The sequence below is a fragment of the Rhizobium sp. N122 genome, from assembly GCF_002211295.1.
Taxonomy (GTDB): Bacteria; Pseudomonadota; Alphaproteobacteria; order Rhizobiales; family Rhizobiaceae; genus Rhizobium.
The window spans coordinates 100,424-127,207 of sequence record NZ_LOKU01000045.1; the positions used below are offsets into that span (position 1 = coordinate 100,424).

Sequence of the window (26,784 nt, forward strand, 5' to 3'; positions counted from 1 at the left end):
ATTATGCACATTGTCGACCGGCGGTTAAATCCGCGCGGTAAAAGTCTGGAAAATCGGCAGCGGTTCCTTCGACGCATGAAGGGCGCCGTGCAGCAGGCGGTCAAACGTTCTCTGCAAAACCGCAACATTCGCGATGTGCTCGACGGCGGGGAAATCAGCCTGCCGATCGACGGGATGGCCGAGCCGAACTTGCGGAGGGGCGATGGCGGCATCCGCGATCATATCCTGCCTGGAAACAGGGCCTTCGTCGAAGGCGACATTCTTCCGCGCCCGCCGGGGAGCAGGGGCGGAAAACCCAAGGATGCGGGCGAGGGCGACGGCGAGGACGGCTTCCGTTTCGTGCTGACGCGCGAGGAATTCCTCGATGTGTTCCTGGACGATCTGGAACTGCCCGACCTTGCCAAGCGGCGTCTGGCCGAAACCGAAGAGGAAACGCCCTTCCGCGCCGGCTATTCCGTATCGGGATCGCCGTCCAATATCGCCGTCGGTCGCACGACCAGGCTGGCGATGATGCGCCGTGTCGCACTTCACCGTCCGCGCCGCGAAGAGATCGAAGCCCTGCAGCGACAGATCGAGGAGTGCGAGGACGACGAGAGCCGCCTGGCCCTTGAAGCAAAACTTAAATCCCTGACGGAAAAAAGCCGGCGTATTCCCTATATCGATCCGCTCGACGTGCGGTATCGCCGCTTCGAAAACGAGCCGAAGCCCGTGGCCAAAGCCGTGATGTTCTGCCTGATGGACGTCTCCGGCTCCATGTCGGAACACATGAAGGACCTGGCCAAGCGGTTCTATCTGCTGCTCTATCTCTTCCTGTCGAAGCGCTACAAGAAAGTGGAGATCGTCTTCATCCGCCACACGGACAAGGCGGAGGAAGTCGACGAGGAAACCTTCTTCTATGGCCCGGCGACGGGCGGTACGCTGGTTTCCAGCGCCCTTGCGGCCATGCGGTCGATCATCGCGGCGCGTTTCGATCCGGCCGAATGGAATATTTATGGCGCCCAGGCCTCCGATGGCGACAACGCCCATTCGGACGGGAATTTGAGCGGGCAGCTGCTGCGCGAGATTTTGCCGCTGTGTCAGTATTTCGCCTATATCGAGGTCGGCGAGGAAGGCGGCGACTCCTCGATATCCCGTTCACCGCTTTGGATGCTCTATGACGGGATCCGTTCCGAGCTGCAGCCGCTTTCGATGCGCAAGGTCTGCCGGCGAAACGAAATATTCCCGGTTTTCCATGATCTCTTCCAGAAACGTGACGCACAGCCGAGGGTGACACCATGACCGTGACGATGAGGCCCAGAGAGCGGCTGTTGTTCGAGGGTGCCGACTGGGACTTTTCAACACTCCAACGCATCCACGACGCCTGCGAGGAGATCGCGCTCAACGAACTCGGCCTCGACGTCTACCCAAATCAGATCGAAGTTATCACCTCGGAGCAAATGCTGGATGCCTATTCCTCGACCGGCATGCCGCTCTTCTACCGCCATTGGTCCTTCGGCAAACATTTCGCGCATCACGAAACTTTCTATCGCCGCGGGATGCGCGACCTTGCCTATGAGATCGTCATCAACAGCTCTCCCTGCATCTCCTACCTGATGGAGGAGAACTCGGCGACGATGCAGACGCTCGTCACCGCGCATGCAGCCTTCGGCCACAACCATTTCTTCAAGAACAATTATCTCTTCAAGCTCTGGACCGATGCGGAGGGCATCCTCGATTACCTCGACTTCGCCAAGGGTTACATCACCCGCTGCGAAGAACGCTACGGCGAGACGGCCGTCGAGCGCACACTCGACGCAGCCCATGCGCTGATGTCGCACGGGGTGCATCGATTCGCGGGCAAGACCACCATCGATCTTCGCCAGGAGGAGAAGCGCCAGCAGGAGCGCCGCGCCCACGAGGAGCAGATGTTCAATGACCTCTGGCGGACGGTTCCCGTCGGCAAAACCAAAAAGACGGGCGACATCGGGTTGGAAAAGCGCCGCGCCGCCCTCGGCCTGCCGCAGGACAACATCCTTTACTTTCTTGAGAAAACGGCGCCGCGGCTGCAGCCATGGCAGCGCGAGATTCTTCGCATCGTCCGCCATGTCGCGCAATATTTCCATCCTCAGCGGCAGACCAAGGTGATGAACGAGGGAACCGCCACCTTCGTCCACTACCAGATCATGAACCGGCTTCATGAGCGGGGACAGATCAGCGACGGAAACTTCCTCGAATTCTTGAAGTCGCACTCCAACGTCGTGTTCCAGCCGAGCTATGACGACCGGCGGTTCTCGGGCTTCAATCCCTATGCGCTTGGTTTTGCGATGATGCAGGATATCGAGAGGATCGTGACGACGCCGACCGAAGAAGACCGCGCATGGTTTCCCGATATCGCCGGACGCGGCGATGCGATGGCGATCCTGCGCGACATCTGGGCCAACTATCGCGACGAGAGTTTCATCAGCCAGTTCCTGAGCCCGAACCTGATTCGCCAGTTGCGGCTGTTCCATCTCTACGACGATCCGGAACAGACCGAAGGGGTGCTGGTTTCGGCGATCCACAATGAGCGCGGATACCTGCGCATCCGCCGCCAACTCTCCCGGGAATACGATATCGGCTGGACCGATCCGGCCATCGATATCGTCGACGTCGACCTCGCCGGCGACCGCCGGCTGTTGCTGCAGCACATCGTAATGAATGGCTGCTATCTTCAGGAAAACGACACGAAGCTCGTCCTCCAGCATCTCGCCGATCTCTGGGGCTACGACGTCTTGCTGCAGGAAATCGATAGCTCGAGCACGGTGGCGAGAGAGCACACTGCGAGCCCGCGCAAGATCGTTCAGTAATCCAACGTTTTTCTTTAAGGCGCCGGACGTGGAAGGGCCGGGTGACGCTCTTGCTGGCTGCTGGTCAGCGGTATGTATCATGATAGCTACCGCAAGGTGGACGGGTCAGGCTTCCCGCCGAATTTCGCTTCGAGGAGAGCGAGGTGTTCGTTCGTCGTGATCCGAAGACCGGCGATGTCATTCTGTCACGCAAGCCGGAGTCACGGGACGACCTTTTCGACCCCATGAGAAAGATCCGATTCCGGATGATTTCATGGGGCCGGCCGACCGCCTTCGTATGATCGTGATCCGTTCGAGGGCCGGAACGTGAAGGACGGTGATCTATAATTATCGATGGTAACAAACACAAAGGCTGCGTAATTTATCGGCGCTGCAATCGTCGCTATTGATCTCCACTCAAGCAAATTCGGCCTTTGCAGCGATCTTTCCGGCGGAGAGCGCGGAGACGAGACACCATGAGTGAAACGCGGCGCAAGCTGACGACGATCTTCTGTGCTGACGTGCAGGACTATACGCGGCTGATGGGGGCCGATGAGGAAGGGACGCTTGCGGCGCTGAAGCGTTGCCGCGAAGCGATGGGGCGCTTGATCGAAAGCCATGGCGGGCGTGTCATCAACACCTGGGGCGATGGACTGATCGCCGATTTCCCGAGCGTGGTCGAGGCGGTGCGCGCCGCCGTCGATACCCAGAACGAACTTGCCGGTTTCAACGCCCGCCGCCCGGAAGACGGACGCATGCTGTTCCGCATCGGTATCAATCTCGGCGATGTGATCGTCGAAGACGACGACATCTACGGCGACGGCGTCAATATCGCCGCACGACTGCAGGCTTCGGCTTCGGCCGGTGGCATCGTCATCTCAAGCACCGTTTACGACCAGGTCCGCAACAAGGTGGCGGTCGGTTTTGAGTTTCTCGGGCCGCTGATGGTGAAGAACGTCGATGAAGGCGTGCCGAGCTACGCGGTGAAGATCGGCGATGCCAAGGACGAGACGCCGCCGCCCCAACGACCAGGCCCGCGGCCGCAGCCGGCGGCTCAAATCGCCGAAGCAAGCCCAGTGCCTGGCAGACGCAGGCTGTTCGGTGTGCTCGGTGTCATCGCGGCTGTGCTGATCGGCATCAATCTTTTATCGTGGCAGGGCGTTTTCTGGGCGCGCTTTCCGGTGCTTGCGCTCGCCGTCGTCGCAGCCTTGGCCTGGAATCGCAGCCAGACCCTGTTCAACCGGAAGGTCACCTCGCTGGCGATCGTGGCCCTCGGCATGGTCGGCATCAACCTCTTTACCTGGACGGGGCAGTTCTGGGCGGTGTGGCCGATACCGGGGATTGCGGCCGTCATGGGCTTGCGATGGTCGATGCGCCGGTAAATCGGCGATCCCGGCTGTTTTTTCAGGAGCGTCCGAGACGTTTGCGAGCTTCGTTCAAGCAAAAGTGAGCGGCCGGGTTATTTCCATTCTTTGCTGAAATTACAAATCGGTAATGCCGGCTGCTTATGCTTGCCGGTAAGCTTCAAACGCGCGATATTGTCGCATCAGACGGGATCTTCCCGCAGCGCCTCTTTCGACCGACCCTGGTCCAACCTCGAGTCCCTCTGGAGACGTGAATGGCCTTTTGGAAGCAGTTTATACTTTCGCTCATCGTCATTATTGCCGGCTTTGCCGCGTGGGTTTTCTTTGTCCCAGGCGCCGGCGATACGATGCGCGATGCAGGTATTCCAGAGAGCATCGTTTCCAGGATCGCGCCGAAGACTGAGGAGACGGCGGATGCCGAGGCTCCCGCCCGGGCGCAAGGCCAGCAGCGTGGCGAGGGCCAAGGACAGGGCAAGGGTCAGGGACAGAACCGCCGCAATGGCGGGGCGCGCAACGGCGCCATTCTCGTTGCGACGCAGGCGGTCGTTCAGGGCGTCGTCAACGACCGGCTGAACGCCATCGGCACGGGCGACGCGATCCGCTCGGTTGCAGTGACACCGCAGGCATCGGGTACGATCCGCGAAATCCTCATCAAGTCGGGCGACAGGGTCAAGGCCGGCCAAGTGCTCGCCAAGCTCGACAGCGAGGAGCAGGTGATCGCCCGCGGCCAGGCCGATGTGGCGGTCAAGGCCGCGGTCGAGAAATCCAATCTCTATCACAACATCAAATCCAGCGTGTCGCGCATGGACGTGTTCGATTCCGAGATCGCCGAGCAGGGCGCGCGGCTGCAGTTGCAGGCCGCCGAACTCAATCTCGCACGGCGCAACATTATTGCGCCGATCGACGGCATCGTCGGCATCGTGCCGGTCAATATCGGCGACAACGTCACGACGAGCATCCCGATCGTCACGCTCGACGACCGTTCGGAAATCCTCGTCGACTTCTGGGTCCCTGAGCGCTTCTCCAACACGGTATCGGTCGGCCAGCCGGTCGAGGCGATGTCGGTGGCAAAACCGGGACAGATGTTTGCCGGCGTGGTCGAGGCCGTCGACAACCGCATAGACGCGGCAAGCCGTACGCTTCGATTGCGCGCCCGCATCGACAACTCTTCCGATGAGCTGCGCGCCGGCATGTCCTTCAGCGTCAGCATGAAATTCCCAGGTGACAAATATCCGGCGGTCGATCCGCAGTCCGTTCAGTGGGATTCGCAAGGGTCCTTCGTCTGGCTGGTTGACGACGACAAGTCACATAAGGTGCGGGTCAGCGTGGTGCAGCGCAACCCGGATTTCGTGCTCGTCAAAGCCGATCTTAAGGACGGCGACAAGATTGTGACGCAGGGCCTGCAGCGGGTGCGTGAGGGCGGGGCGGTGCGCGTTTCCGCCGACGCGGCCGCGAATGCGGAGGTCGCCACGCAATGAGTGTGACCGAGATTCATCAGGACAGGGCCTCGGGCAAGCAGAGCTTCACCGCACTTTTCGTTCGCCGGCCAATCCTGGCGCTGGTGTTCAACACGCTGATGGTGGTCGCCGGCCTTGCGGCCTATGTCGGGGTGGAGGTGCGCGAACTGCCGGATGTCGACCGTCCCGTCGTCACCGTACGCACCACTTTCGACGGCGCATCGCCGCAGACGATCGACCAGGAACTGACCAAAGTGATCGAGGGCGCGGTCGCGCGCGTCAGCGGGCTGAAATCGATCTCGTCCACCTCTTCCTTCGGCCAGAGCCGGGTGACGCTCGAATTCTCGGATACGATCGATCTCGCCGTCGCCGCCAACGACGTGCGCGACGCGATCGGCCGCATCACCCAGAACCTGCCCGATGAGGCGGATGCGCCGCAGATCGTCAAGGCGGATTCGGATTCCTCGGCGATCATGCGCCTTGCCGTCACCTCCACCAAACTCAATATGGACGATCTCACGCAGCTCGTCGAAAACGAGGTGATCGATCGCCTTGCCTCCGTCGACGGCGTTGCCGATGTCGAGGAATATGGCGACCAGGAGAAGGTCTTCCGCGTCGATGTCGATCAGGGGGCTCTTGCGAGCCGCGGGCTGACCATCGGCGACCTGACCAAGGCGCTCGACAATGCCGCGCTCGACGTGCCGGCGGGATCGCTGAAGAGCAATACGCAGGATATCGTGGTGCGCGCCACCGCCAACCTGCAGACGCCGGCGGATTTTTCCAACGTCATGCTGCAGGACCGCGTCCGGCTCGGCGACGTCGCGACGGTGACGCTGGGCCCACGCGACGGGGAAACGGCGCTGCGATCGAACGGCAAGCCGGGCATCGGCCTCGGGATCATCCGCCAGGCGCAATCCAACACGCTGAATATCTCGACCGGCATCAAGGCCGCCGTCGAGCAATTGTCGAAGACGCTGCCCGAGGGCACGACGATCGCGATCACCAGCGATGACGCCGTCTTCATCCAGGGCGCGATCCACGAGGTGGTGCTGGCGCTGGTGCTTGCCGCCGTCATCGTCACCGCCGTCATCTATCTTTTCCTGCGCGACTGGCGGGCGACGCTGATCCCGGCGGTCAGCATGCCGGTGGCGCTGATCGGCACGCTGGCGGCGATCTATATGGTCGGCTTCTCGATCAACATCCTGACGCTGCTGGCGATCGTGCTGGCGACCGGCCTCGTCGTCGACGACGCGATCGTGGTGCTCGAAAACATCGTGCGCCGGCGCGCCGAAGGCATGGGGCCGCGCGCCGCCGCCGTGCTCGGGACCCGCGAGGTTTTCTTCGCGGTTGTCGCCACGACCGCGACGCTTGCGGCCGTGTTCATCCCGCTTTCCTTCCTTCCGGGACAGGTCGGCGGCCTCTTCCGTGAATTCGGCTTCGTGCTCGCCTTCTCCGTCGGCCTGTCGTCGCTTGTGGCGCTGACGCTCTGCCCGATGCTGGCCTCGCGCATGCTGACGAAGCCGATGATAGAAGATCACGGCGCGCTCGGCCGTCTGGGCGGGGCGCTCGCCCGGCTCTACAAATGGGCGCTGCATGGCTGCCTCAACGCCCCCTTCGTCGTCCTCCTGTTCTCGGTGATCTTTGCCGGCGCGGCACTCGTCGCCTTCTCGAGCGTCAAGAGCGAACTGACGCCGGAAGAGGACCGGTCGATGGTGATGATGCGGCTGACGACGCCGCAGGGATCGAGCCTCGAGTACACTCGCGACAAGATGCAGCTCGTCGAGGAAAATCTGCAGCCGCTCGTCGACCGCGGCGACATCCGCAACATTTTCTCGATCTCCGGCCAGGGCGGCTCTTTGAATAGCGGCTTCATGGTGCTCACACTTGCCCCCTGGGGAGAGCGCCACAGGACACAGGCGGAGATCGTCGGCGACATCAATCAGGCGGCAGCAAGGGTGCCGGCCCTACGCGGCAATGCCATCTCCTCCAACAGCCTGCGCATCCGCGGTGCCGGCAGCGGCGTGCAGATGGCGCTGATCGGCAATGATCACGACGCGCTGACGGCAGCTGCCGCCAAGCTGGTCCAGGCACTCGACGCCACCGGCCGGTACGATACGCCGCGCCTGACCAACGAGCCTAGCCAGGCGCAGGTGTCGGTGGCGATCGACCGCGAGCGTGCTTCCGATCTCGGCATCGACATTACGGGGCTTTCGACGGCGATCCAGTCGCTGCTCGAAGGGCGCTCGGTGGTCGACGTCTTTGTCGACGGCGAGTCCTATCCTGTGCTTCTGACCTCGACGACGCGGCCGATCGACGATCCGACCGACCTGGAAAACGTGTTCCTGAAAACCGGCGACGGCAAGATCGTGCCGATGTCGGTCATCGCCACGATGAAGGAAGGTTCGGTTGCGCCGCAGCTCAACCGCGAACAGCAGCTCGCCTCCGTCGCGATCACCGCCGGCCTGAAGGACGGCATGTCGCTCGGCGATGCGGTCAAGCAGGTAACCGAGCTTGCGCAGCCGCTGCTGCCGGCCGGCGCGCGCCTGCTGCCGCTTGCCGAAGCCGCGACGCTGGAGGAGAATTCAAGCGGTATGGCGCTGACCTTCGGCTTTGCCATCGTCATTATTTTCCTGGTGCTGGCGGCGCAGTTCGAAAGCGTGCTGTCCTCGCTGATCATCATGTCGACGGTGCCGCTCGGCCTTGCCTGCGCCATCTTCGCACTTGTGATCACCGGCTCCAGCCTCAATATCTACAGCCAGATCGGACTGGTGCTCTTGGTAGGAGTCATGGCGAAGAACGGCATTCTGATCGTCGAATTCGCCAATCAGCTGCGCGACCGGGGCGAGGACGTGCGCTCGTCGATCGAAAAGGCCTGCGCTTTGCGCCTTCGCCCTGTCATGATGACGATGATCGCCACCATCCTCGGCGGCGTGCCGCTGGTCTTTGCCCATGGCGCCGGTGCCGAAGCGCGCGTGGCGCTGGGCTGGGTGATCGTCGGCGGTCTCGGCTTCGCGACGCTGGTGACGCTGTTCATCACGCCGGTCGCCTATCTGCTGCTCGCCCGCTTCGGCAAGCCGCATGCCCATGAGGAAGCGCGGCTGCACGAGGAGATGGCCGTCGCCACGCGCCCACGCGCCGCACCCGACGAGGAACAGCTGCAGGCCGCCGAATAGGTCTTCTATCCGAATTGAACAGGCCGCCGGATCGCCATTCGGCGGCGTTTCCTATGGTGTATGAAACCTTGCGAAATAAGATAAATTACTTCTGAAGTTTAGCCGTTTGTTAAGCATAAACGGCAATGATCGTGGGCAGCAACCGGCTGGTCTTCTTCGTTTCTCGAAGGCTGCAACGCGCTGGATTTTCAGCGACCCCGGACATGAATGTCCGCGCGGCAACGGTTCATTTCTTGTGCAGTTTGCGTCCTGTTTGCGTTTTGGAGTTTAGTTCCCGTGAGTATTTATCAGCGCGTCTCCGTGGACGCGGCGCTTCATGTGCTGCGCGATATCAACCGCAATATGACGGTCACGCAAAATCACATCACGACCGGCATGCGTGTCGCAAAAGCTGCCGACAATGCCGTCTACTGGTCGGTCGCCACCACGGCGCGCACCGACAACAAGGCTGTTTCGGCGATCCAGGATGCGCTCGGCATGGCGGCGGCGACGATGGGCACAGCCTATACCGGCGTCGAGAACGTCATCGACGTCGTCTCCGAGATCAAGGCCAAGCTGGTTGCCGCGACCGAAGACGGCGTTGATAAGAACAAGGTCAACGAAGAGATCAAGCAGCTGCAGGAACAGCTGCGCAGCGTTTCGGAATCAGCGACCTTCAACAGCGACAATTGGGTGATCCTTAACAACGACGCGACGCCGACGCAGCCGCGCCAGATCCCGGCTTCCTTCATCCGCAATGCCGACGGCACGGTCTCGGTCGGCATGCTGAGCTATCATATCGACAACACGCCGGTCGGAGCGACGACCTCCAAGGACGCGCGCTATCTGATCGACGACCGTGCCACCGGCTCTGGCGAATACGGCGTGCTGACCTCGTCCTATTTTGCCACCGAGCTCGGCGCCGCGCAGAACTACGTATTGATGACGAGCAAGAACGGTACCACAACCGGGCAGGTGGTGATCTCGCTTTCGGCCGCCACGACGCAGGGGCAGATCGGCGAAATGATCAGTGTCGTCGATGCCGCGCTGACGCAGCTGACGACGGTCGGTTCGGCCTTTGGCGCGCTTGAGAAGCGCATCAATCTGCAGAACGACTTTGCCACCAAACTGCACGACAACAACACCGCCGGCATCGGCCGGCTCGTCGATGCTGACATGGAGGAAGAGTCGAGCAAGCTCAAGGCGCTGCAGACGCAGCAGCAGCTCGGCCTGCAATCGCTGAATATTGCCAACGCGACTTATGATACGGTCAGACAGTTGTTCCAGAATTTCTAAGGTTGTGAGCCGTCACCCGCCCTCGTGGTTCGAGACGGGCCCGCGGGCCCCCTCACCATGAGGGCTGATCGTCGTGTCTGCTGCCTATGGGCGCGGTCGATCCATTAAAACTGTTGGTATCAGCGCATTCCGGCAACATGGCTCCTATTTCGGCGCCTGAAATTCCCCTATCACGAAAGCATCTTCATTTTCTTGCCGCAATCCTTGCCATTTGCTCGCATCAGCTTCGAACGGAGACCATCCTGTCCATGATCAAGAAATTCGTACTTTTGGCTGTTGCAGCAAGCTATCTCAGCGCCTGCACAACGACCGACCCCTATACCGGTGAACAGAAGGTTTCCAATACGGCGGGCGGCGCGGCGCTCGGCGCGCTTGGCGGCGCTCTGGTCGGTGTGGCTGTCGGCGGCGGCGGACACGGCAAGCGCAACGCAGCGCTGATCGGCGCCGGCGTCGGCGCGCTCGCCGGCGGCGCGATCGGCAATTACATGGATCAGCAGGAATCCGAGCTTCGCGCCCAGCTCGAAGGCACCGGTATTTCCGTGACCCGTAACGGCGACAACATCATTCTCAACATGCCGTCGAACATCACCTTCGACGTCGACCAGGATGCGGTGAAGCCGGGCTTCTATCCGACGCTGAATTCGGTGGCGATCGTGCTGCGCAAGTTCAACCGCACGCTGATCGACGTCAACGGCCATACGGATTCGACCGGTAGCCTGCAGCACAATCAGGATCTGTCGCAGCGCCGCGCGCTTTCGGTCGCCGATTATCTCGGCGGCCAGGGCATCGACCAGCGCCGCGTTTCGGCTGTTGGTTTCGGCCCGTCACAGCCGGTCGCCTCCAACGCCAGCGAGGCCGGCCGCGCCCAGAACCGCCGCGTCGAAATCCAGATCGCGCCGATCACACAGGGCTGAATTGGAATTTTTCCGTCATTCAAGCGGCCGGGCTAAGCCCGGCCGTTTTTGTTACTGCTGCATCGCCGCGCCCTTGGTGATCTTGTCGACGATCTTCTTGTCGGCGCGTAGCGCGATGCCGACGACCTTGGCATCGTCGGGTGCATATTCGGAAAACACGGCGCGATTGGCCGCGTCATGGCCGGTGGCGAACATTTCCTCGATGAATAGCGAGGCGGTAACGTCGCGTTCCAGCGCGCGGCGGTGGATGGCAGACATCGTCGCCTTGTCGGCGGAAAGCACGATGATCGGCTGGATCGACAGCGGATTGTAGAGATTGCCCGCGCGGTCCTTGTAGGGCTCGCCGATGATTTCGGGATGGCCGCCGGCGATGCCGGTCATCAGGAAGGCGGTGACGTTCAGTTTCTGCCAGCCGGCAAGATTGTTTCGCAGGACGACGGCAATTTTGGTATCAAACATCGGATAGTCTTTCATCTCGGGTTATGGAGTCTCGGGCGCGTTGAGCCAGGATCTACATCCGCAGGCCTTCGAAGGTCTTGAACGTTTGTGCGCGGGACCATCCGGCGACGTCATCCTGGCGGCGCCGGCTTTTCCCGGCATCGAGCGCATCGAGGCGCAGTTTTCAGGCAATGCCTTCGAGCCGCACCGCCACGACACCTATGCACTCGGCGTGACGCTGAAGGGCGTGCAGACTTTCGGCTATCGCGGCGAGCGGCGCTTCAGCCTGCCGGGCCAGGTGATTGTGCTGCATCCCGATGAGGAGCATGACGGCGGGGCCGGGACCGAGGACGGACTGCACTACCGCATGCTCTACCTGGAGCCGTCACTGCTGCTTGAATGCCTGGAGGCTGATGGCATCGGTTTGCCTTTCGTCGACCAGCCCGTCATTGGGGATCCGGCGCTGGCCGCCGTGCTGCTCGCCGCGCTCGGCGAGCTCGACCGCGAACTGGACGAGCTTTTCGTCGACGATTTCCTGTCGCAGGTGGCGGGCGGTCTGTCCCGGCATGCGCTGATGCCGCGCCGGCCGCTCGGCGGTGTCGCCTGGCGGCAGGCGCGGGCGGCACGGGACTATCTCGAGGCGCATACGACGCGGCCGGTACGCTCCGGCGAATTGGAAGCGGTGACGGGGCTCGACCGTTTCGCGCTGTCGCGGCATTTCCGGGCGGCCTTCGCCACCAGCCCGCACCGCTATCTGCTGATGCGGCGCCTGCAGCGGGCCCGCACCATGATCGGCGCGGGAGAGGGGATTTCGGACGCGGCGGCGGCGACCGGCTTTGCCGACCAGAGCCATCTCAACCGGCATTTCAAGAAGGCTTACGGAATGACGCTTGGGCAGTGGGCAACGCTGGCGCATAACCCGCGGCGCCTTATACGGGATTTTCCGCAAGGCCGGAGCGGCGGGCGATGAAGCGGGCGAGCGCCGGGCCGATCATCAGGATCACCAGGAAACGGCCGGTCTGCATCGCCATGACGAAGGGCACGTCGACATCGCTGGAGGCGGCGATGATGGCGACGGAATCGGCGCCGCCGGGGCTGGTGGCGAGATAGGCCGTCAGCGGATCGATGCCGGCGAAGACGTGAAGGGCTGCCGCCATGCAGCCGCAGAGCGCCATCAGCAGCACGATGCAGGCCGACACCCGCGGCAGGGCGCGCGCCACGTGCTCGAGGATCGAGCGGGTGAAACGCAGGCCGATGCTCCAGCCGACGAGCGCATAGGCGATGGCGAGCAGCCACATCGGCAGCTCGATCTTCAAGAGGCCGACACCCTGCAGGAAGGCGCCGAGAAAAAGCGGCACGATGATCATGCCGCCCTGGATGCGCAGGCGCCGCACGCCATAGGCGCAAAAGCCGGCAAAGGCGGCGGTCGTCGCAAGGGCCGGCCAGTCGACTGCGGGAAAGAGGATGAGCGGTGGCGGCTCCCCGCCGTCAGCCGCCACCCAGAGGCGCGAGACCACCGAGGCGCCGAAGGCGACGAAGACGACACGCAGATACTGCATGAAGGCGACGAGGCGGGCATCGGCGCCATAGGCCTCCGACATGATCATCATGGCGGAGGCAGCACCCGGCGAGGAGCCCCAGACGGCGGTCGTTCCCGGCAGCACCTGCCAGCGCGTCAGCAGCCAGCCGAGGCCGGTGGCGATGGCGATGACGGAGAAGACGAACAGCAGGAAGAGCGGCGCGTCCTTCGCCATGGCGCCGAGAATATCAGCGGTGATGGTGCGCGCCATCATGAGGCCGACAAGAACCTGGCCGAACTGCAGCGGCCAGAGCGGCACGCGAAGCTTTCCCTTGCCGACTGTCAGCGCCAGCAGGATGGCCGCGACCATCGGCCCGATCAGCAGCGAGGCGGGCAGGGCGAAGAGTTCAAGGAAGAGGGTGAGGGCGGTGGAGAGCGCCAGCAGCAGCGCCCATTTCGGCAGGGCGGTATCGCGCAGCAGGCGGCGTGCGTCGCTGAATGGCATGATCCCCGTATCTTTCCTGGCCGGCGCCAAGCCCCGAGGCTGAAGATGGGAGGAGGCTCCGGCATGACGAAGAGAGGCCGGCGGCAAGGGCCGGTCGGTACGGCTCGTATAGGCGGGCGCTGCGTGCGCGGTCAATTGCGAAATCTGGCTTTGCGGCGGCCTGTCATGCGAATGTGATTCAAGCGGCCGCTTCAAGTCTTTGTTATCTCATCAGAGATGCACATGGCTGACGAGGAAGTCGAGCAGAGCGCGCACGCGCGCCGGCAGCGGGCCGCCCTGGCCCATATAGAGGGCGTAGAATTCCTCGAGATCGCCGGGATTGGCCTCTTCCAGCACCGGCGCCAGCCGTCCGGCATCGATATCGGCGCGCACGGTGAAGGCGGCAAGGCGGGCGAGGCCCGCGCCTGCGAGCGCGAGATGGCGCATGGCTTCGCCGTCCGCTACCTGCACGCCCGGCGTGATCGGGACCGTCACCGTTTCGCCGTCCTCGCGCATCGGCCAGCCCTCGACGGCGCGGGCGTAGGAAAAGCCGATGCGGTAATGGCGGCGGAGATCGGCGACGCTCAGCGGCTCGCCGTGACGCTCGAGATAATCGGGCGAGGCGACGATGATCTTGCCGGTGGCGCCGAGCTTGCGGGCAATCAGGCTGGAATTTTTCAAAGGGCCGGCGCGGATCGCGACATCGGCGCGCTCCTCCATCAGGTCGACGATCCTGTCGGTGTGGGAAATATCCAGCGTCACGGCGGGATGAACCGTCATGAAGGCGGGAACGAGCGGCGCCAGCACATGATTGCCGAAGGAGCCGCTGGTGTTGATGCGAATGCGGCCCGAGACCTCCTCGCCAGTCGAGGCCTGCCGCTCGGCCGCGGTGATGTCGGCAAGGATGGCGATGCTGCGCTCATAAAAGACGCAGCCCTCCGGCGTCAGCTGCAGCTTGCGGGTCGAGCGGTTGACGAGGCGGGCGCCGAGGCGCGCTTCCAGCCGGGCGACCAGCTTGCTGACGGCCGATGGCGTCATGCGCTGGATTTGCGCGGCAGCTGAAAAGCCACCGCGCTCGACGACGCTGACGAAGACTTCCATTTCGCCTGATCGATTGACGTCCTGACGGCTCATGATGAATTCAAATCACAGATGATATGCTTTTAGGTAATCTATATCATCGTTTCCACCAGGTCTATCTCTGCAAAACAAACAGGAGATTGCACCATGGAATACAGAAATCTTGGCGCATCGGGCTTGAGGGTGCCGGTCTTAAGCTTCGGGGCCGGCACATTTGGCGGCAGCGGTCCGCTGTTCGGCGCCTGGGGCACGACGGATGCGCAAGAGGCGCGGCGGATGGTGGATATCTGCCTGGAGGCGGGTGTGACGCTGTTCGATACGGCGGATGTCTATTCGGCCGGCGCTTCCGAAGAGGTGCTCGGTCAGGCGATCCGCGGCCGGCGCGACGCCGTGCTGATCTCGACGAAGACAGCGCTGCCGATGGGTGAGGGGCCGCAGGACTGGGGCACCTCGCGAACCCGGCTGATCCGCGCCACCGAGGCAGCGCTCAGCCGGCTCGGGACCGATTATATCGACCTCCTGCAGCTGCACGCCTTCGATGCCTCGACGCCGATCGAGGAGGTGCTGTCGACGCTCGACGGGCTCGTTTCCGCAGGCAAGATCCGCTACGTCGGTGTTTCCAACTTTGCCGGCTGGGAGCTGATGAAGTCGCTTGCCGCCGCCGAGCGCCACGGCCATCCCCGTTATGTCGCCCATCAGGTCTATTATTCGCTGGCGGGGCGCGATTACGAATGGGAGTTGATGCCGCTCGGCGCCGACCAGGGTGTCGGCGCTCTCGTCTGGAGCCCGCTTGCCTGGGGGCGGCTGACCGGCAAGATCCGCCGCGGCCAGCCGCTGCCTGCGGCAAGCCGGCTGCATGATACGGCGCAGTACGGGCCGCCTGTCGACGACGAGAAGCTGTTCGACATCGTGGAGGTGCTGGACGCCCTCGCTGAGGAGACCGGCCGGACGGTGCCGCAGATCGCCATCAACTGGCTGCTTGGCCGGCCGACGGTCTCGAGCGTCATCATTGGAGCCCGTAACGAGCAGCAGCTCAGGCAGAACCTTGGCGCGGTCGGCTGGAGCCTTTCGAAGGATGAGATCGCAAGGCTCGACGCCGTCAGCGCCGTTACAGCGCCCTATCCCTATTTCCCCTATCGGCGGCAGGAGGTTTTTGCGCGGCTCAACCCACCGATCGTCTGAGGCGCCGGGGACGGCGGACTTGTATGTGCCGATGGGCCTATAACAAAGGGGGAATGAAATCTTCTGGCAAACTTAACTGGACAGCCGCTTTGACTTGCCCCATACCCAGCCTGCTGGATAATTCCTTGAACCGGAATCGATTTAAGGATGAAATTATCCAGTAATTTTAAAGGTCTACAGCGGCCTTTGCGCGTCTGAAAAGATGCGCGGTGCTTTAGCCTGCAGGACACGATGTGGTTTCTGTGAAACGGCAGGGAGATCAAAGGGATGGCGCTGAAGGACGCGAAGGCCGGCACACGCAACGAGGCGGGGATATCAGCCGTGCTCGGCATTCTCAAGCAGAGCTTCGGCGAGCGCTTCCAGACCGGCCAATCCTTCCGCGAACAGCATGCCCATACGACTACCTACATCCCGCCGCAGCTGCCGGACGGCGTGCTCTTTGCCGAGAGCGCCGAGGATGTGAAGGCGGCGGTCAGGGTCTGCGCGGCGCATAAGGTGCCGGTGATCGGCTTCGGCGTCGGCACCTCGCTGGAGGGCCAGGTCAACGCCGCCAATGGCGGAATTTCGATCGATTTCAGCCGCATGAACCGGGTGATCGAGGTCAATCCCGAGGATCTCGACTGCACCGTCGAGCCGGGTGTGACGCGCGAGGCGCTGAACATCCACCTGCGCGATACCGGCCTGTTCTTCCCGATCGATCCCGGCGCCAATGCCTCGATCGGCGGCATGGCCTCGACCCGGGCGTCCGGCACCAATGCCGTGCGCTATGGGACGATGAAGGACAATGTGCTTGCCGTCACCGCCGTCACCGCCAATGGCGAGGAAATCCGCACGGCCCGGCGCGCCCGCAAATCTTCCGCCGGCTACGACCTGACGCGGCTCTTCGTCGGCGCCGAGGGCACGCTTGGCATCCTGACCTCGGTGACGCTGCGCCTGCAGGCGATCCCGCAGAAGATCGCCGGCGGCGCCTGCGCCTTTCCGAGCGTCAAGGCCGCTTGCGACGCTGTCATCATGACGATCCAGATGGGCATCCCGGTGGCGCGCATCGAGCTGCTCGATACGGTGCAGATGCGGGCCTGCAATGCCTATTCCAAGCTTTCCTATGCTGAAAGCCCAACGCTCTTCCTCGAATTCCACGGCACCGACGAGACGGTGCCGCTGCAATCGGCAGCCTTTGGCGAGATCGCGGCGGAATGCGGCGGGGGCGAGTTCCTGTGGACCGCCAATGCCGAGGAGCGGACCAAGCTCTGGAAGGCGCGCCACGATGCCTATTGGTCTGCAAGGGCGCTGGCGCCCGGGCTTGCCGCACTTTCGACCGATGTGTGTGTTCCGATATCGCGGCTTGCCGATTGTGTTTCGCAAACGCAGGCCGATATCGAGGCGCATGGACTGCTCGGTCCGATCGTCGGCCACGCCGGAGACGGGAACTTCCATGTGCTGCTGTTGTTCGATGACAAAAGCGCCGAAGACATCGCCAAAGCCGAAAGCTTCGTGCAACGGCTCAATCGGCGGGCGCTCGACATGGACGGGACATGCACCGGCGAACACGGGATCGGGCAGGGCAAGATGGCGTTCCTCGAACAGGAGCTGGGGGGCACGGTGGATTTGATGCGACAGGTGAAACAGGCGCTCGATCCGGACGATATCTTCAATCCCGGCAAGATTTTCCACCAGGGCTGAAAACGGAATATTCTCATGAACTTGGGCCTTGCCCCCGGCATGAATAGCGGTAGTGTCGGCAATAGTATCCCGAATGGAGAATCCTTGCATTGGTAGGCCGGTTCCTCGTCTTTCTGGGGGGAGTGATCGTCGTAGTGCTGTTTGTGGCGCTGCTTGCGCCGCTATTCATCGACTGGACGGATTTCCGCAAGAATTTCGAGGATCAGGCAAGCCGCATCATCGGCAAGAAAGTCACCGTCTACGGCACCGTGGACGCGCGGCTCCTGCCGTTTCCGTCGGTGACGCTGCATGACGTGCGCGTCGGCCAGGAAGCGGATGGCACGCCGATCGTCAAGGTCGAGCAGTTCTCCATGGATGCGGAGCTTGCGCCTTTCCTGTCGGGCGAGGCGCTGATTTTCGACATGCGCATCGTCAATCCGAAGGTGCGCCTGAGATTGCTCAAGGACGGCACGCTCGACTGGATGCGCGGCAGCCATGCCGAAATACCGGCGAAAACCGTCGTTCTCGAAAACGTGCATGTCAATGGCGGCGAAGTCGAGTTCATCGACGACCAGTCCGGCCGCTCGCGCCGGATCACCGGCCTCAATGCGGAAATGTCGGCCAAGTCGCTGGCCGGCCCCTGGCGCATCGAAGGCGATGCGGCGCTTGACGGCGAGCACGGCAGCTTTCTGATCGCGAGCAGCCAGCCGGACGAGAAGGGCGTGCTGCGCATGCGCACGAAGCTTTCGCCGGACAAACATCCTGTCAGCGTCGATCTCGATGGCGAGTTGAAACTCGTCGACAGCAAGCCGAACTATCAGGGCCAGCTTTCGGCGGCGATCGAAAGCGGCAACAGCGCCAAACCGGCCAACAAGAAAGAGCAGCCGCCCCGCGTCAAGGGCCGCTTCGAACTCACCAACGAACGCATCCGCATTCCCGAATACCGGATGGAGATCGGCCCGACGGACGATCCCTATGTCATCACCGGCGAGGCGACGCTCGATACCGGCAATGCACCGGAATTCCTGTTGACTGCCGACGGGCAGCAGATCGACGTCAACCGCATCGGCAATCAGGGCGCGGCCGGCAAGACGACGCGCGATGCGGCCGTTTCGGCACGCCAGCGGCTGAACTCGCTGATCGATGTCATCGGGCAGGTGCCGATCCCGCAAGTGCCTGGAAAGGCGAGTGTCAAGCTGCCGGCGATCGTCGCCGGCGATACGACGCTGCGCGACGTGCAGCTGGAACTCGAACCGGCCGGTACCGGCTGGATGATCGACAGCGCCACCGGCACGTTGCCGGGGCGCACGCAGGTGGAAGGCAAAGGCAAGCTCCTGCTGCAGGGCGAAGCCTCTTTCAACGGCCAGATCGTGGTGGCTTCCAGCCAGCCGACGGGGCTTGCCTCCTGGCTTGCCGGCTCGGTCGATCCGGCCATCCGGCAATTGCGGCAGGCGGGCTTTTCCGCCAATGTCAGCCTGACACCTGAATTGCAGCGTTTCGAAAATCTCGAGATCGCCATGGGACCGGCGACGCTGAAGGGCCGGCTGGAGCGGCAGGCGATCTCCGGCCAGACGCCGACCCTGTCGGTGGCCCTGAACGGCGATACGCTCGATCTGGACGCGCTACAGGCGCTGAGCGGGCTGATGACCGGCCAGGATGCCGGCGACAATGTGCTCGATCACAAGATTGCCGCCCAGCTCAAGGCCGATAAGTTCACCGCCTTCGGCGTCGAGGCCGAGAATGTCGAGACCACCTTCACGATCGCCGACGGGGCGCTTGCCGTCGACCGGCTGTCGATCAAGAATATCGCGGGCGCAGAGCTGACGGCCACGGGCAGGGCGGAAGGCTCGCTGCTCGACTACAAGGGTGCGGGTGAGATCACCTTCAAATCGGCCGATCCCGGTGGCTTTTTCACCATGCTGCGCGAGCATCTGCCGCATCATCCGGTGCTCGACCGGCTGGTGCGCAATGCTGGCTGGTACGGGAATACGGCGCTGCGCGGCGCGCTGACGCTCGGCGGCGACGAGGGCGATGCCCTGACAGTGACGCTTGCCGGTGTGGCGAACGGCAGCCGCGTCAATCTCGATTACCGCATGTCCGACCTGCTGGCGCTGACCGGCAACGGGACCACGAGCCTCGAGGCGACGCTCGAAAACGCCGTGCCGTCCATCCTGTTCGGCCAGGCCGGGCTCGACCCGCTGCCGGTCGATGTCGGTGCCAACGGCCGCCTGACTCTGAAAGTGAAGGCATCGGGCAACGATCCGGCCGATGCTGCGCTGACCTTTGCGACCGACCGGACCTCGTTTACCGCCAACGGCAAGGTCGATGTCCGGCCGGAGACTTTCATGCACGGCCAGATCGCGCTTTCGCTCGACAGCGCCGATATCGACCCCTATCTGATCATGAACGGGATCGCCCTGCCGCAGACGGGAACCGGGCTCCCGTTCGGCCTGCAGGTCAATGCCGGCGTCGATAGCGACAAGATCGTTTTTTCCGATCTCAAGGGCCATGCGGCCGACAACGAGTTTTCAGGCGCGCTGAGCTTCGACCGGAAGGCTGCGAAGACGACGGCGAGCGGCGCGTTGACGCTTTCCAAGGCGGATGCCGGCTGGCTTGGCGAGGCGGTATTCGGGCAGATCGTCGATCCCGCCAGTGGCGCGCTAACGACGGCGCCGCTCGGGCTGCCCGTCTTCAAGGATCTCGACGTCAACGTGAAGCTGACGGCCAAGCAGTTCTGGCCTGGCTTGCCGGAAACGGCGGTCACCGACTTCACCAGCAACGTCGCCTACAAGGGCGACGAATTGCAGCTCAACGACATGGCCGGCAACTGGGACGGCGGAAAGCTCTCCGGCAATCTGCTGTTCACCAATGCCGACGGCACCGGCTTCGTGCAGACGAAGCTTGCGCTTGCCGACTCCGATCTGGCCGGCGTCGTCTGGCTGCGCGACGGGGCGCCGATCGCCAGCGGCAAATTCGGATTGTCGCTGTCGATGGAAGCCTCCGGCAAGACCATCGGCGAGATCGCCAGCTCGCTGAATGGTTCGGGTGAATTGAGGCTCGGAGATACCAGCATACGCGGACTGAACCTTGCGATCCTCCCGCCGCTGCTTGCCGCGACCGATACGATGCAGGAGCAGATCAATGCCGGCAAGGTGCATCCGATCGTCGAGACGCTGCTCAGCAACGGAGAGGCGAAGCTGCCGCCGCTCGGCATCCCCTTCAATATCGCCGACGGGACGTTGCGCGTGCAGAATGTCACCGTCGCCAACGATCTTGCCCGCATTACCGCCGATGCGCAGATCGCGCTGCCGGAGGAACGGATCAGCGCGACGTTGGGCGTCGGGCTCATTCCCGGAACGGAAGCGCTTTCCGGCGCCGAGCCGGCGCTCAGGCTGAATTTTTCCGGCATGCTGCCGTCGCCAGGCAAGACGATGGATGTGACAGATATCACCAGCTTCCTGTCGCTGCGCGCCTTTGAGCGCGAACGCCGGCGCGTCGAGCGCCTGCAGGCGATTGTGCTCGAAAAGCAGCGGCTGCGGCGCGAGGCGGCGCTCTACCGGTTCAACGACGCCGAGCGCATCAGGGCGGCCGAAATCGAGCAGCAACGGCAGGCCGAGGAAGAGCGGCTGCGCGCCTTGGCGCAGGCCGCGGCCGCGCGGAAGGCTCTGGCGGAAGCGGAGGCGGCACGCGCGGCTGAGGCCAAAGACAAGGCGGATGCGCAGGCAAGGGCAGCCGCCGAGGCGGAAGCGGCCCGGCGCAGCGGGCCGCAGCCCGGTTCGCTCAATTTCGACCAGGTGCCGGGCGTTCAGGCGCAATGAACACGCATTACAGCGCGGGGCGCTGTTGCGCTCATGCAGCAGCGCCGGCTTTCGCCCAGGCGAGCACATGCAGCCGGAGTGCCGAGGACAGGTTGCTGTCCGGCGGTCGATGATCATCTATCTCGGAAATCAGTGCAGCAAGCGGCATGGAACGGCCTGCGGCGATCGTTTTGAGCTCAGCCCAGAACTCGTCTTCGAGCGAAAAACTGGTGCGATGGCCGTGTAATGTCGCCGAATGCTTGCGGATCATGAAGCGGCATCTCGGTTTGGTTCTCGCGGATTGATTCAGTAAAACCGCATAAGTGGCTGATTTTGGAATCGATTCCGGCTGCTCACGCTCTGCATGAAGGTGTCAGGCTCCGTCGTCATCCGTCTCGATCCGGCCGGCCCGATGGGCCTTGTCGGCCTTCTCGTTCAGACTGCGGGTGAGCTGCTTTTCAGCTTTGGTGCGACCGAAGGAAATGCGGTTCTGCTCGGCCTGCGCCTCCTTTTCGGAGCGGGCCTGCTGCTTGCGGAACTGGCGCAGATTGACGATTTCGGCGCTCATGCGGGCCTGAATCCTTATGAAAAAGGGAGACCAGGCCTCCCTTTGAAATCACTGCTTCTTGCGGAAGGAGTCGAGCGAGACGACCGAGCCCGGCTTCTTCTCTTCACCGTCGGCGGGTTTTGTGCCCGCAGCCTCATCCGGCTTTCCAGCCGCGTCGACGGGATAGGCGGTAATCTCGCCGGACGGTGCTTCCTCGCCATCGGCGAGCGGCACGTCGAATTCGAGCTCGAAATTGACGGAGGGATCGTAAAAGCCGCGGATCGCATTGAACGGGATCACCAGCTTTTCCGGAACGTCGGAGAAAGAAAGGCCGATCTCGAAATGCGTTTCGGTGATCTTCAGGTCCCAAAACTGATGCTGGATGACAATGGTCATCTGCTCGGGATATTTCGACTTCAGGTGCTGGGAGATGCGCACGCCGGCAGCACCCGTGAGGAAGGTGATGAAGAAGTGATGGTCGCCGGGCAGACGGCCCGTCGCTCCGACTTCCGCCAAAACCTTGCGGATGACGCCGCGAAGTGCATCCTGTGCCAGAATGTCGTAGCGGATATGATCCTGCCCCATGCTTTTCCTGTCTTTCGTCGGTTCGGAAGTCTTTTCACAAGGTTATATGCCACGTCCGGGCGCCTTGGGAAAGACCGGAGCCGAGTCACGTTTTTCAGCAGCATACATGATTTCGGCGGCAGGGAGAAGGTGAAGGCTTCTGTTGCCAGGTGCCTTCGGACCCCGCCTAGAGGTGCGAACCACTAGGGCTTTGATTGAAGTGTCACACCGCGATTAAGCAGCGAGACGAGCTTCCGCATAGTTGTCGTTTGCAACTACAATTTTAGCCCGATAACGGCGGTACAATGCCGAGCAAAAAGACGATCTTTACACCCTTGTCGATCCTGTTTCGCCCCCATCAAAAGCCGGCCTTCAAGCCCGCCGGTTTTTGGTGGAGGCGCCGGGTACCGCCCCCGGGTCCAATAGGTTTATTACACCGCTCGTTTATCGCCATAGCCGGCCCGAAAGCCGGCAGGGTTGATATAGTGGTTTCCTCAGCCCAAGGAAAGGGCCAACGTCATAAAAGCGTTATGGACCGCATCAGAAACATTGGGATAATACTCACCGGTGATTGGTTTCCTGCTGCCGGCAGCTTAAATTGGCCGAAACGGAATCAGCGCGCCATGAAGCAATATCTCGATCTCCTCAACCATGTGATGGAAAAGGGCTCCGACCGGGGCGACCGCACCGGCACCGGCACACGCTCGGTTTTCGGCTACCAGATGCGCTTCGACCTGCAGGAAGGTTTTCCCGTGCTGACCACGAAGAAGCTGCATCTGCGCTCGATCATCCATGAGCTTTTATGGTTCCTGAAAGGCGAGACGAATATCCGCTATCTCAAGGAGAACGGCGTTTCGATCTGGGATGAGTGGGCCGACGAAAACGGCGATCTCGGGCCGGTCTACGGCGCCCAGTGGCGCTCCTGGCCGGCGCCTGACGGCGGCCATATCGACCAGATCGCCAATCTCGTCAAAGGCATCGTCAACAACCCGAATTCACGCCGCCACATAGTCTCGGCCTGGAATCCGGCCGAGGTCGACGAGATGGCGCTGCCGCCCTGCCATTGCCTGTTCCAGTTCTATGTCGCCGACGGCAAGCTTTCCTGCCAGCTCTATCAGCGCTCGGCCGACATCTTCCTCGGCGTGCCGTTCAACATCGCTTCCTACGCGCTTTTGACGATGATGGTGGCTCAGGTGACGGGGTCGAAGCCCGGCGATTTCGTTCATACGCTTGGCGATGCCCATCTTTATCACAACCATTTCGACCAGGCGAAGCTGCAACTGGCGCGCCGGCCGAAGCCGCTTCCCTTCATGCGCATCAATCCCGATGTGAAGGATATCTTCGGCTTCACCTTCGACGATTTCGAGCTGATCGGCTACGAGGCCGATGCCAGCATCAAGGCGCCGATCGCCGTCTAAACCTTTGGATTTTAACTTGCAGTGCATGCGTCCGGGGACTATGGACGTCTTGTTCGTAGTCGACGGGTAGATTGTGCGGTCTAAGCTTATGAAAAAAAAGGAGAAGAGGGTGCGGATGCCTTCCGCCGCATCTATCGTTGCGCGCAGCTATCCCGACAAGATAATCGGTATCGAGAACTCACTTCCTTGGCATTTGCGCACGGATTTGCAGCTCTTTAAGCAGCGCACCCAAGGTCATGCAGTGATTATGGGACGCAAGACATTTGAATCCATTGGGAAGCCTCTGCCGAAACGAACTAATATAATACTATCTCGTTCGAAGCCTGTCTTTCTCAATGAATTCCCGGCTATTAAGTGGGCAAGAGACCCAGAGACTGCGTTGCTTCTGGCTGATATTGAGTCAATTATTACTGGTAACATGAAGTTTTTCGTTATTGGTGGAGATCAGATTTATAGAGTGTTCGAGAAATATATTAACAGTATATTTGTTACGGATGTTTTTTGCGGAAACATAAACGGCGATGCCAAGTTCGAGCTTGATTTCGGTCAGAGGGATGACGACGCAAAAACCGAATGGATTGTCAGGTCCGAAGACGATTTTCCGAAGACGGACTTTGACCAATATGCATTTCGCATAACTCAATACGTTCGTCGTAAACCTTTCCATCGGTATCGGGTGAAGGAAGAGCTTATGGGGCGGGAGCCTGATTTCGCAGTTTTGCTTGATCGATACGAGGCCAAGCTGGAGCAGGATGATACCGATCAGTTGGACTTTTTCGAGTAAGCCGGTACCGGTAATCCAAGCTGTTTGGCTGACGGTCCTAAATGAACTATTTTCCAATTAAATTGACCAAGTTTCTCACGTTGCGTTGAAAGCCGATGCGGCGATACCTATAACGGTCACCAACGCATCCACCGGTCAGCCCCCACGGTTCCGGATGCGTGGAAGACTTAACGAACAACGAGGTTTTGATGCCCTGGAGCAATCAGAATGGCGGCGGCGGCCCTTGGGGCGGCGGCGGCGGTAATAATCAGGGACCATGGGGCCAGGGGCCGAACCGCCCGCGGGGCGGTGGCAGCGGCAAGGGCGGACCGCCCGATCTGGAAGATATCATCCGGCGCGGTCAGGACCAGCTGCGCAACATCGTTCCCGGCGGTTTCAACGGCGGCGTGGCGGTGATCGTCGCGGCGGTCGTTGCGGTTTTCTGGCTGATCCAGTGCGTCTACGTGGTGCAGCCGGACGAACGCGGCGTCGAGCTGCGCTTCGGCAAGCCGAAGGAAGAGATTTCGATGCCCGGCCTGCATTTCCATTTCTGGCCGATGGAATCCGTCGAGACGGTGAAGGTGACCGTGCAACAGCTGAATATCGGCGCGACCTCTGCATCGTCCTCGAACGGCCTGATGCTGTCCAGCGACAAGAGCGTCATCAATGTGCAGTTCGCCGTGTTCTACACGGTCAGCGATCCCAAGGCCTATCTCTTCAACGTCGAAAATCCGGCAGAGACCCTGCAGCAGGTTTCCGACAGCGCCATGCGCGAAATCGTCGGGCGCCGTCCGGCACAGGACGCCTTCCGCAGCAATCGTCAGCCGATCGAAGTGGATGTGCTCAATATCGTGCAGGATACGATGAACCGCTATGGCGCGGGCGTGACCGTGACCGGCGTGACGATCCAGAACGTGGCGCCACCGCGCGAAGTCGCCGATGCCTTCGAAGAAGTGCAGCGTGCCGGCCGTGACCGCGACAGCACGATCGAAGATGCCAACCGCTACACGAACCAGAAGCTCGGCCAGGCGCGAGGCGATGCGGCACGAATCCGTGAAGATGCGGCTGCCTACAAGAACCGTGTCGTCAAGGAGGCGGAAGGTGAGGCGCAGCGCTTCACCGCGATCAACGACGAATATTCGAAGGCTCCCGAAGTGACCCGCAAGCGGCTGTTCATCGAAACGATGGAACAGGTGCTGAAGAACTCGAAGAAGGTCATCATCGACGAGAAGCAGGGTGTGTTGCCCTATCTGCCGCTCAACGAGATCGGCAAGCCGGCGCAGCAGGGAGGTTGAACCATGACATCGAACAGACTTCCCATCATTCTCGTCATCCTGGCCATCGTGCTGGTCGGGCTTTATTCGTCGATCTTCGTGGTGAATGCACGCGAACAGGCGATCGTCGTCCGCTTCGGCCAGATCCAGTCGGTCAAGACCGAACCCGGCATCTATTTCAAGCTGCCCTTCGGCTTCATGGATGCCGACCGCGTCCAACTGGTGGAAAAGCAGGCGCTGAGGCTCGATCTCGACAATATCCGCGTTCAGGTTCAGGACGGCCAGACCTTCGACGTCGATGCCTTCGTGATCTACAATATCTCGGATGTTCGCCGCTTCCGCGAAACGGTGTCGGGCGATCGCGAGGCCGCGGAAGCGCGGCTGAGGGCGCAGCTCGATTCATCGCTTCGCCGCGTCTACGGCTTGCGTGACTACAATGCCGCACTCTCGGAAGAACGTGTCGCGATGATGCTGGAGATCCGGGACGACCTGCGCACGGATGCCGAAAATCTCGGCCTGCATATCGACGATGTTCGCATCCGCCGCACCGACCTTTCGCCCGAGGTTGCGCCCAACACCTACAACGCCATGCGCTCGGAACGCCTGGCCGAAGCAGAGCGCATCCGCGCGGAGGGCAATGAAGAAGGTCAGCGGCGCCGGGCCGTCGCCGACCGCCAGGTCGTCGAGTTCACCGCGGGCGCCCAGCGCGATGCGGAAATCCTGCGCGGTCAAGGTGATGCGGAACGCAACCGCGTCTTCGCCGACGCTTTCAGCAAGGATCCGGCTTTCTTCGAGTTCTATCGCTCGATGGCTGCCTACTCCTCGGCGCTTTCGTCGCAGGATACGACGCTGGTGTTGTCGCCGAATACGGAATTCTTCCGCTATTTCGACGATGCCGCCGGCGCCCTGCAAGCGCCGACAAATCCGGCTGCGGCAGTTCCCGGCGCGGCTGCTCCCACAGCACCCGCGCAGCCGGCGAACTGACGGCAAAGGGATGCCATTGGCATCCCGACAATCCTGAAAGGGCCGGCCCGAGTGCCGGCCTTTTTTTCGTGAAAAGGTCGAGATAATC

The 26,784-nt window shown here is 61.9% G+C and carries 21 protein-coding genes and 1 other RNA gene; 15 read left to right on the plus strand and 7 right to left on the minus strand.

Translation table 11 applies throughout. The features are described from left to right. The first annotated feature begins 3 nt into the window (after positions 1-3). The 7 genes from ATY75_RS25270 (at position 4) to ATY75_RS25305 (ending at position 10,987) form a co-directional block, all read left to right on the plus strand. Positions 4-1,278, plus strand: a complete 1,275-nt coding sequence (locus tag ATY75_RS25270) for a YeaH/YhbH family protein (protein ID WP_064839639.1) — start codon at positions 4-6, stop codon at positions 1,276-1,278. Then, the gene (locus tag ATY75_RS25275; protein ID WP_064839637.1) at positions 1,275-2,825 is read left to right on the plus strand and encodes a SpoVR family protein; all 1,551 of its coding nucleotides are present in this window, start codon (positions 1,275-1,277) and stop codon (positions 2,823-2,825) included. The genes ATY75_RS25270 and ATY75_RS25275 overlap by 4 nt, the downstream gene beginning before the upstream one ends. 455 nt (positions 2,826-3,280) lie before the next feature. Then, positions 3,281-4,186: an adenylate/guanylate cyclase domain-containing protein gene (locus ATY75_RS25285; protein WP_088939649.1), complete on the plus strand. Its 906-nt coding sequence runs from the start codon at positions 3,281-3,283 to the stop codon at positions 4,184-4,186. Between the two features lie 236 nt (positions 4,187-4,422). Next, a complete protein-coding gene (locus ATY75_RS25290) occupies positions 4,423-5,646 on the plus strand; it encodes an efflux RND transporter periplasmic adaptor subunit (protein WP_088939650.1) in 1,224 nt (407 codons plus the stop codon). Further along, the gene (locus tag ATY75_RS25295) at positions 5,643-8,798 is read left to right on the plus strand and encodes an efflux RND transporter permease subunit (RefSeq protein WP_088939651.1); all 3,156 of its coding nucleotides are present in this window, start codon (positions 5,643-5,645) and stop codon (positions 8,796-8,798) included. Before ATY75_RS25290 ends, ATY75_RS25295 begins: the two co-directional genes overlap by 4 nt. A 276-nt stretch (positions 8,799-9,074) precedes the next feature. Continuing rightward, on the plus strand, positions 9,075-10,073 hold the full coding sequence (locus ATY75_RS25300) for a flagellin (protein ID WP_088939652.1): 999 nt from the start codon (positions 9,075-9,077) through the stop codon (positions 10,071-10,073). A 248-nt stretch (positions 10,074-10,321) separates the two neighbouring features. After that, positions 10,322-10,987, plus strand: a complete 666-nt coding sequence (locus tag ATY75_RS25305) for an OmpA family protein (protein WP_049733608.1) — start codon at positions 10,322-10,324, stop codon at positions 10,985-10,987. A gap of 51 nt (positions 10,988-11,038) precedes the next feature. On the opposite strand, the gene ATY75_RS25310 is transcribed toward ATY75_RS25305, so the two are convergent. Continuing rightward, positions 11,039-11,446 carry a DUF2000 family protein gene (locus ATY75_RS25310; protein ID WP_088939800.1) on the minus strand — a complete coding sequence of 136 codons (408 nt, stop codon included), beginning with the start codon at positions 11,444-11,446 and terminating at the stop codon, positions 11,039-11,041. Positions 11,447-11,486: 40 nt separating this feature from the next. On the opposite strand from ATY75_RS25310, the gene ATY75_RS25315 reads away from it, so the two are divergent. After that, positions 11,487-12,395, plus strand: coding sequence for an AraC family transcriptional regulator (locus ATY75_RS25315; protein ID WP_088939653.1), 909 nt, complete (start codon positions 11,487-11,489; stop codon positions 12,393-12,395). On the opposite strand, the gene ATY75_RS25320 is transcribed toward ATY75_RS25315, so the two are convergent. Further along, positions 12,355-13,449 (minus strand): AbrB family transcriptional regulator, encoded by a 1,095-nt coding sequence (locus ATY75_RS25320; RefSeq protein ID WP_088939654.1) that lies wholly within the window; start codon positions 13,447-13,449, stop codon positions 12,355-12,357. The two genes, ATY75_RS25315 and ATY75_RS25320, sit on opposite strands and share 41 nt — an antisense overlap. A 210-nt stretch (positions 13,450-13,659) precedes the next feature. Further along, a complete protein-coding gene (locus tag ATY75_RS25325; RefSeq protein WP_088939655.1) occupies positions 13,660-14,562 on the minus strand; it encodes a LysR family transcriptional regulator in 903 nt (300 codons plus the stop codon). A 93-nt stretch (positions 14,563-14,655) separates the two neighbouring features. On the opposite strand from ATY75_RS25325, the gene ATY75_RS25330 reads away from it, so the two are divergent. The 3 genes from ATY75_RS25330 to ATY75_RS25340 all read left to right on the plus strand — a co-directional run bounded on the left by ATY75_RS25330 (position 14,656) and on the right by ATY75_RS25340 (position 21,167). Beyond that, a complete protein-coding gene (locus tag ATY75_RS25330) occupies positions 14,656-15,690 on the plus strand; it encodes an aldo/keto reductase (protein WP_088939656.1) in 1,035 nt (344 codons plus the stop codon). Between the two features lie 267 nt (positions 15,691-15,957). Beyond that, positions 15,958-17,370 (plus strand): FAD-linked oxidase C-terminal domain-containing protein, encoded by a 1,413-nt coding sequence (locus tag ATY75_RS25335; RefSeq protein ID WP_088939657.1) that lies wholly within the window; start codon positions 15,958-15,960, stop codon positions 17,368-17,370. An 89-nt stretch (positions 17,371-17,459) separates the two neighbouring features. Next, positions 17,460-21,167 (plus strand): AsmA-like C-terminal region-containing protein, encoded by a 3,708-nt coding sequence (locus ATY75_RS25340; RefSeq protein WP_088939658.1) that lies wholly within the window; start codon positions 17,460-17,462, stop codon positions 21,165-21,167. A gap of 31 nt (positions 21,168-21,198) precedes the next feature. Here ATY75_RS25340 and ATY75_RS25345 read toward each other — a convergent pair whose 3' ends face one another. The 4 genes from ATY75_RS25345 to ssrA all read right to left on the minus strand — a co-directional run bounded on the left by ATY75_RS25345 (position 21,199) and on the right by ssrA (position 22,769). Beyond that, positions 21,199-21,417 carry a ribbon-helix-helix domain-containing protein gene (locus ATY75_RS25345; protein WP_088939659.1) on the minus strand — a complete coding sequence of 73 codons (219 nt, stop codon included), beginning with the start codon at positions 21,415-21,417 and terminating at the stop codon, positions 21,199-21,201. Positions 21,418-21,519: 102 nt separating this feature from the next. Then, complete coding sequence (locus tag ATY75_RS25350; protein ID WP_049733600.1) at positions 21,520-21,714, minus strand: DUF4169 family protein; 195 nt, start codon at positions 21,712-21,714, stop codon at positions 21,520-21,522. 48 nt (positions 21,715-21,762) lie between these two features. Continuing rightward, on the minus strand, positions 21,763-22,278 hold the full coding sequence (locus tag ATY75_RS25355; RefSeq protein ID WP_088939660.1) for an SspB family protein: 516 nt from the start codon (positions 22,276-22,278) through the stop codon (positions 21,763-21,765). A gap of 128 nt (positions 22,279-22,406) precedes the next feature. Next, positions 22,407-22,769: a transfer-messenger RNA gene (ssrA, locus tag ATY75_RS25360) on the minus strand. Between the two features lie 111 nt (positions 22,770-22,880). Between ssrA and ATY75_RS25365 the strand changes: the two genes are divergently transcribed. The 4 genes from ATY75_RS25365 to ATY75_RS25380 all read left to right on the plus strand — a co-directional run bounded on the left by ATY75_RS25365 (position 22,881) and on the right by ATY75_RS25380 (position 26,696). Then, positions 22,881-23,675: a thymidylate synthase gene (locus tag ATY75_RS25365; protein ID WP_088939661.1), complete on the plus strand. Its 795-nt coding sequence runs from the start codon at positions 22,881-22,883 to the stop codon at positions 23,673-23,675. 115 nt (positions 23,676-23,790) lie between these two features. Continuing rightward, positions 23,791-24,459 carry a dihydrofolate reductase gene (locus ATY75_RS25370; RefSeq protein ID WP_190241419.1) on the plus strand — a complete coding sequence of 223 codons (669 nt, stop codon included), beginning with the start codon at positions 23,791-23,793 and terminating at the stop codon, positions 24,457-24,459. A 188-nt stretch (positions 24,460-24,647) separates the two neighbouring features. Further along, the gene (hflK, locus tag ATY75_RS25375) at positions 24,648-25,733 is read left to right on the plus strand and encodes an FtsH protease activity modulator HflK (RefSeq protein WP_064839485.1); all 1,086 of its coding nucleotides are present in this window, start codon (positions 24,648-24,650) and stop codon (positions 25,731-25,733) included. Positions 25,734-25,736: 3 nt separating this feature from the next. Then, complete coding sequence (locus ATY75_RS25380; protein ID WP_088939663.1) at positions 25,737-26,696, plus strand: protease modulator HflC; 960 nt, start codon at positions 25,737-25,739, stop codon at positions 26,694-26,696. The last annotated feature ends 88 nt before the right edge of the window (positions 26,697-26,784 follow it).

Excerpts from the sequence above, each read along its gene's own strand:
- ATY75_RS25270 (WP_064839639.1), top strand. The coding sequence starts at position 4 with ATGCACATTGTCGACCGGCGGTTAAATCCGCGCGGTAAAAGTCTGGAA.
- ATY75_RS25275 (WP_064839637.1), top strand. The coding sequence starts at position 1,275 with ATGACCGTGACGATGAGGCCCAGAGAGCGGCTGTTGTTCGAGGGTGCC.
- ATY75_RS25285 (WP_088939649.1), top strand. The coding sequence starts at position 3,281 with ATGAGTGAAACGCGGCGCAAGCTGACGACGATCTTCTGTGCTGACGTG.
- ATY75_RS25290 (WP_088939650.1), top strand. The coding sequence starts at position 4,423 with ATGGCCTTTTGGAAGCAGTTTATACTTTCGCTCATCGTCATTATTGCC.
- ATY75_RS25295 (WP_088939651.1), top strand. The coding sequence starts at position 5,643 with ATGAGTGTGACCGAGATTCATCAGGACAGGGCCTCGGGCAAGCAGAGC.
- ATY75_RS25305 (WP_049733608.1), top strand. The coding sequence starts at position 10,322 with ATGATCAAGAAATTCGTACTTTTGGCTGTTGCAGCAAGCTATCTCAGC.
- ATY75_RS25310 (WP_088939800.1), bottom strand. The coding sequence starts at position 11,446 with ATGTTTGATACCAAAATTGCCGTCGTCCTGCGAAACAATCTTGCCGGC.
- ATY75_RS25320 (WP_088939654.1), bottom strand. The coding sequence starts at position 13,449 with ATGCCATTCAGCGACGCACGCCGCCTGCTGCGCGATACCGCCCTGCCG.
- ATY75_RS25325 (WP_088939655.1), bottom strand. The coding sequence starts at position 14,562 with ATGAGCCGTCAGGACGTCAATCGATCAGGCGAAATGGAAGTCTTCGTC.
- ATY75_RS25330 (WP_088939656.1), top strand. The coding sequence starts at position 14,656 with ATGGAATACAGAAATCTTGGCGCATCGGGCTTGAGGGTGCCGGTCTTA.
- ATY75_RS25335 (WP_088939657.1), top strand. The coding sequence starts at position 15,958 with ATGGCGCTGAAGGACGCGAAGGCCGGCACACGCAACGAGGCGGGGATA.
- ATY75_RS25345 (WP_088939659.1), bottom strand. The coding sequence starts at position 21,417 with ATGATCCGCAAGCATTCGGCGACATTACACGGCCATCGCACCAGTTTT.
- ATY75_RS25350 (WP_049733600.1), bottom strand. The coding sequence starts at position 21,714 with ATGAGCGCCGAAATCGTCAATCTGCGCCAGTTCCGCAAGCAGCAGGCC.
- ATY75_RS25355 (WP_088939660.1), bottom strand. The coding sequence starts at position 22,278 with ATGGGGCAGGATCATATCCGCTACGACATTCTGGCACAGGATGCACTT.
- ATY75_RS25365 (WP_088939661.1), top strand. The coding sequence starts at position 22,881 with ATGAAGCAATATCTCGATCTCCTCAACCATGTGATGGAAAAGGGCTCC.
- ATY75_RS25370 (WP_190241419.1), top strand. The coding sequence starts at position 23,791 with ATGCCTTCCGCCGCATCTATCGTTGCGCGCAGCTATCCCGACAAGATA.
- hflK (WP_064839485.1), top strand. The coding sequence starts at position 24,648 with ATGCCCTGGAGCAATCAGAATGGCGGCGGCGGCCCTTGGGGCGGCGGC.
- ATY75_RS25380 (WP_088939663.1), top strand. The coding sequence starts at position 25,737 with ATGACATCGAACAGACTTCCCATCATTCTCGTCATCCTGGCCATCGTG.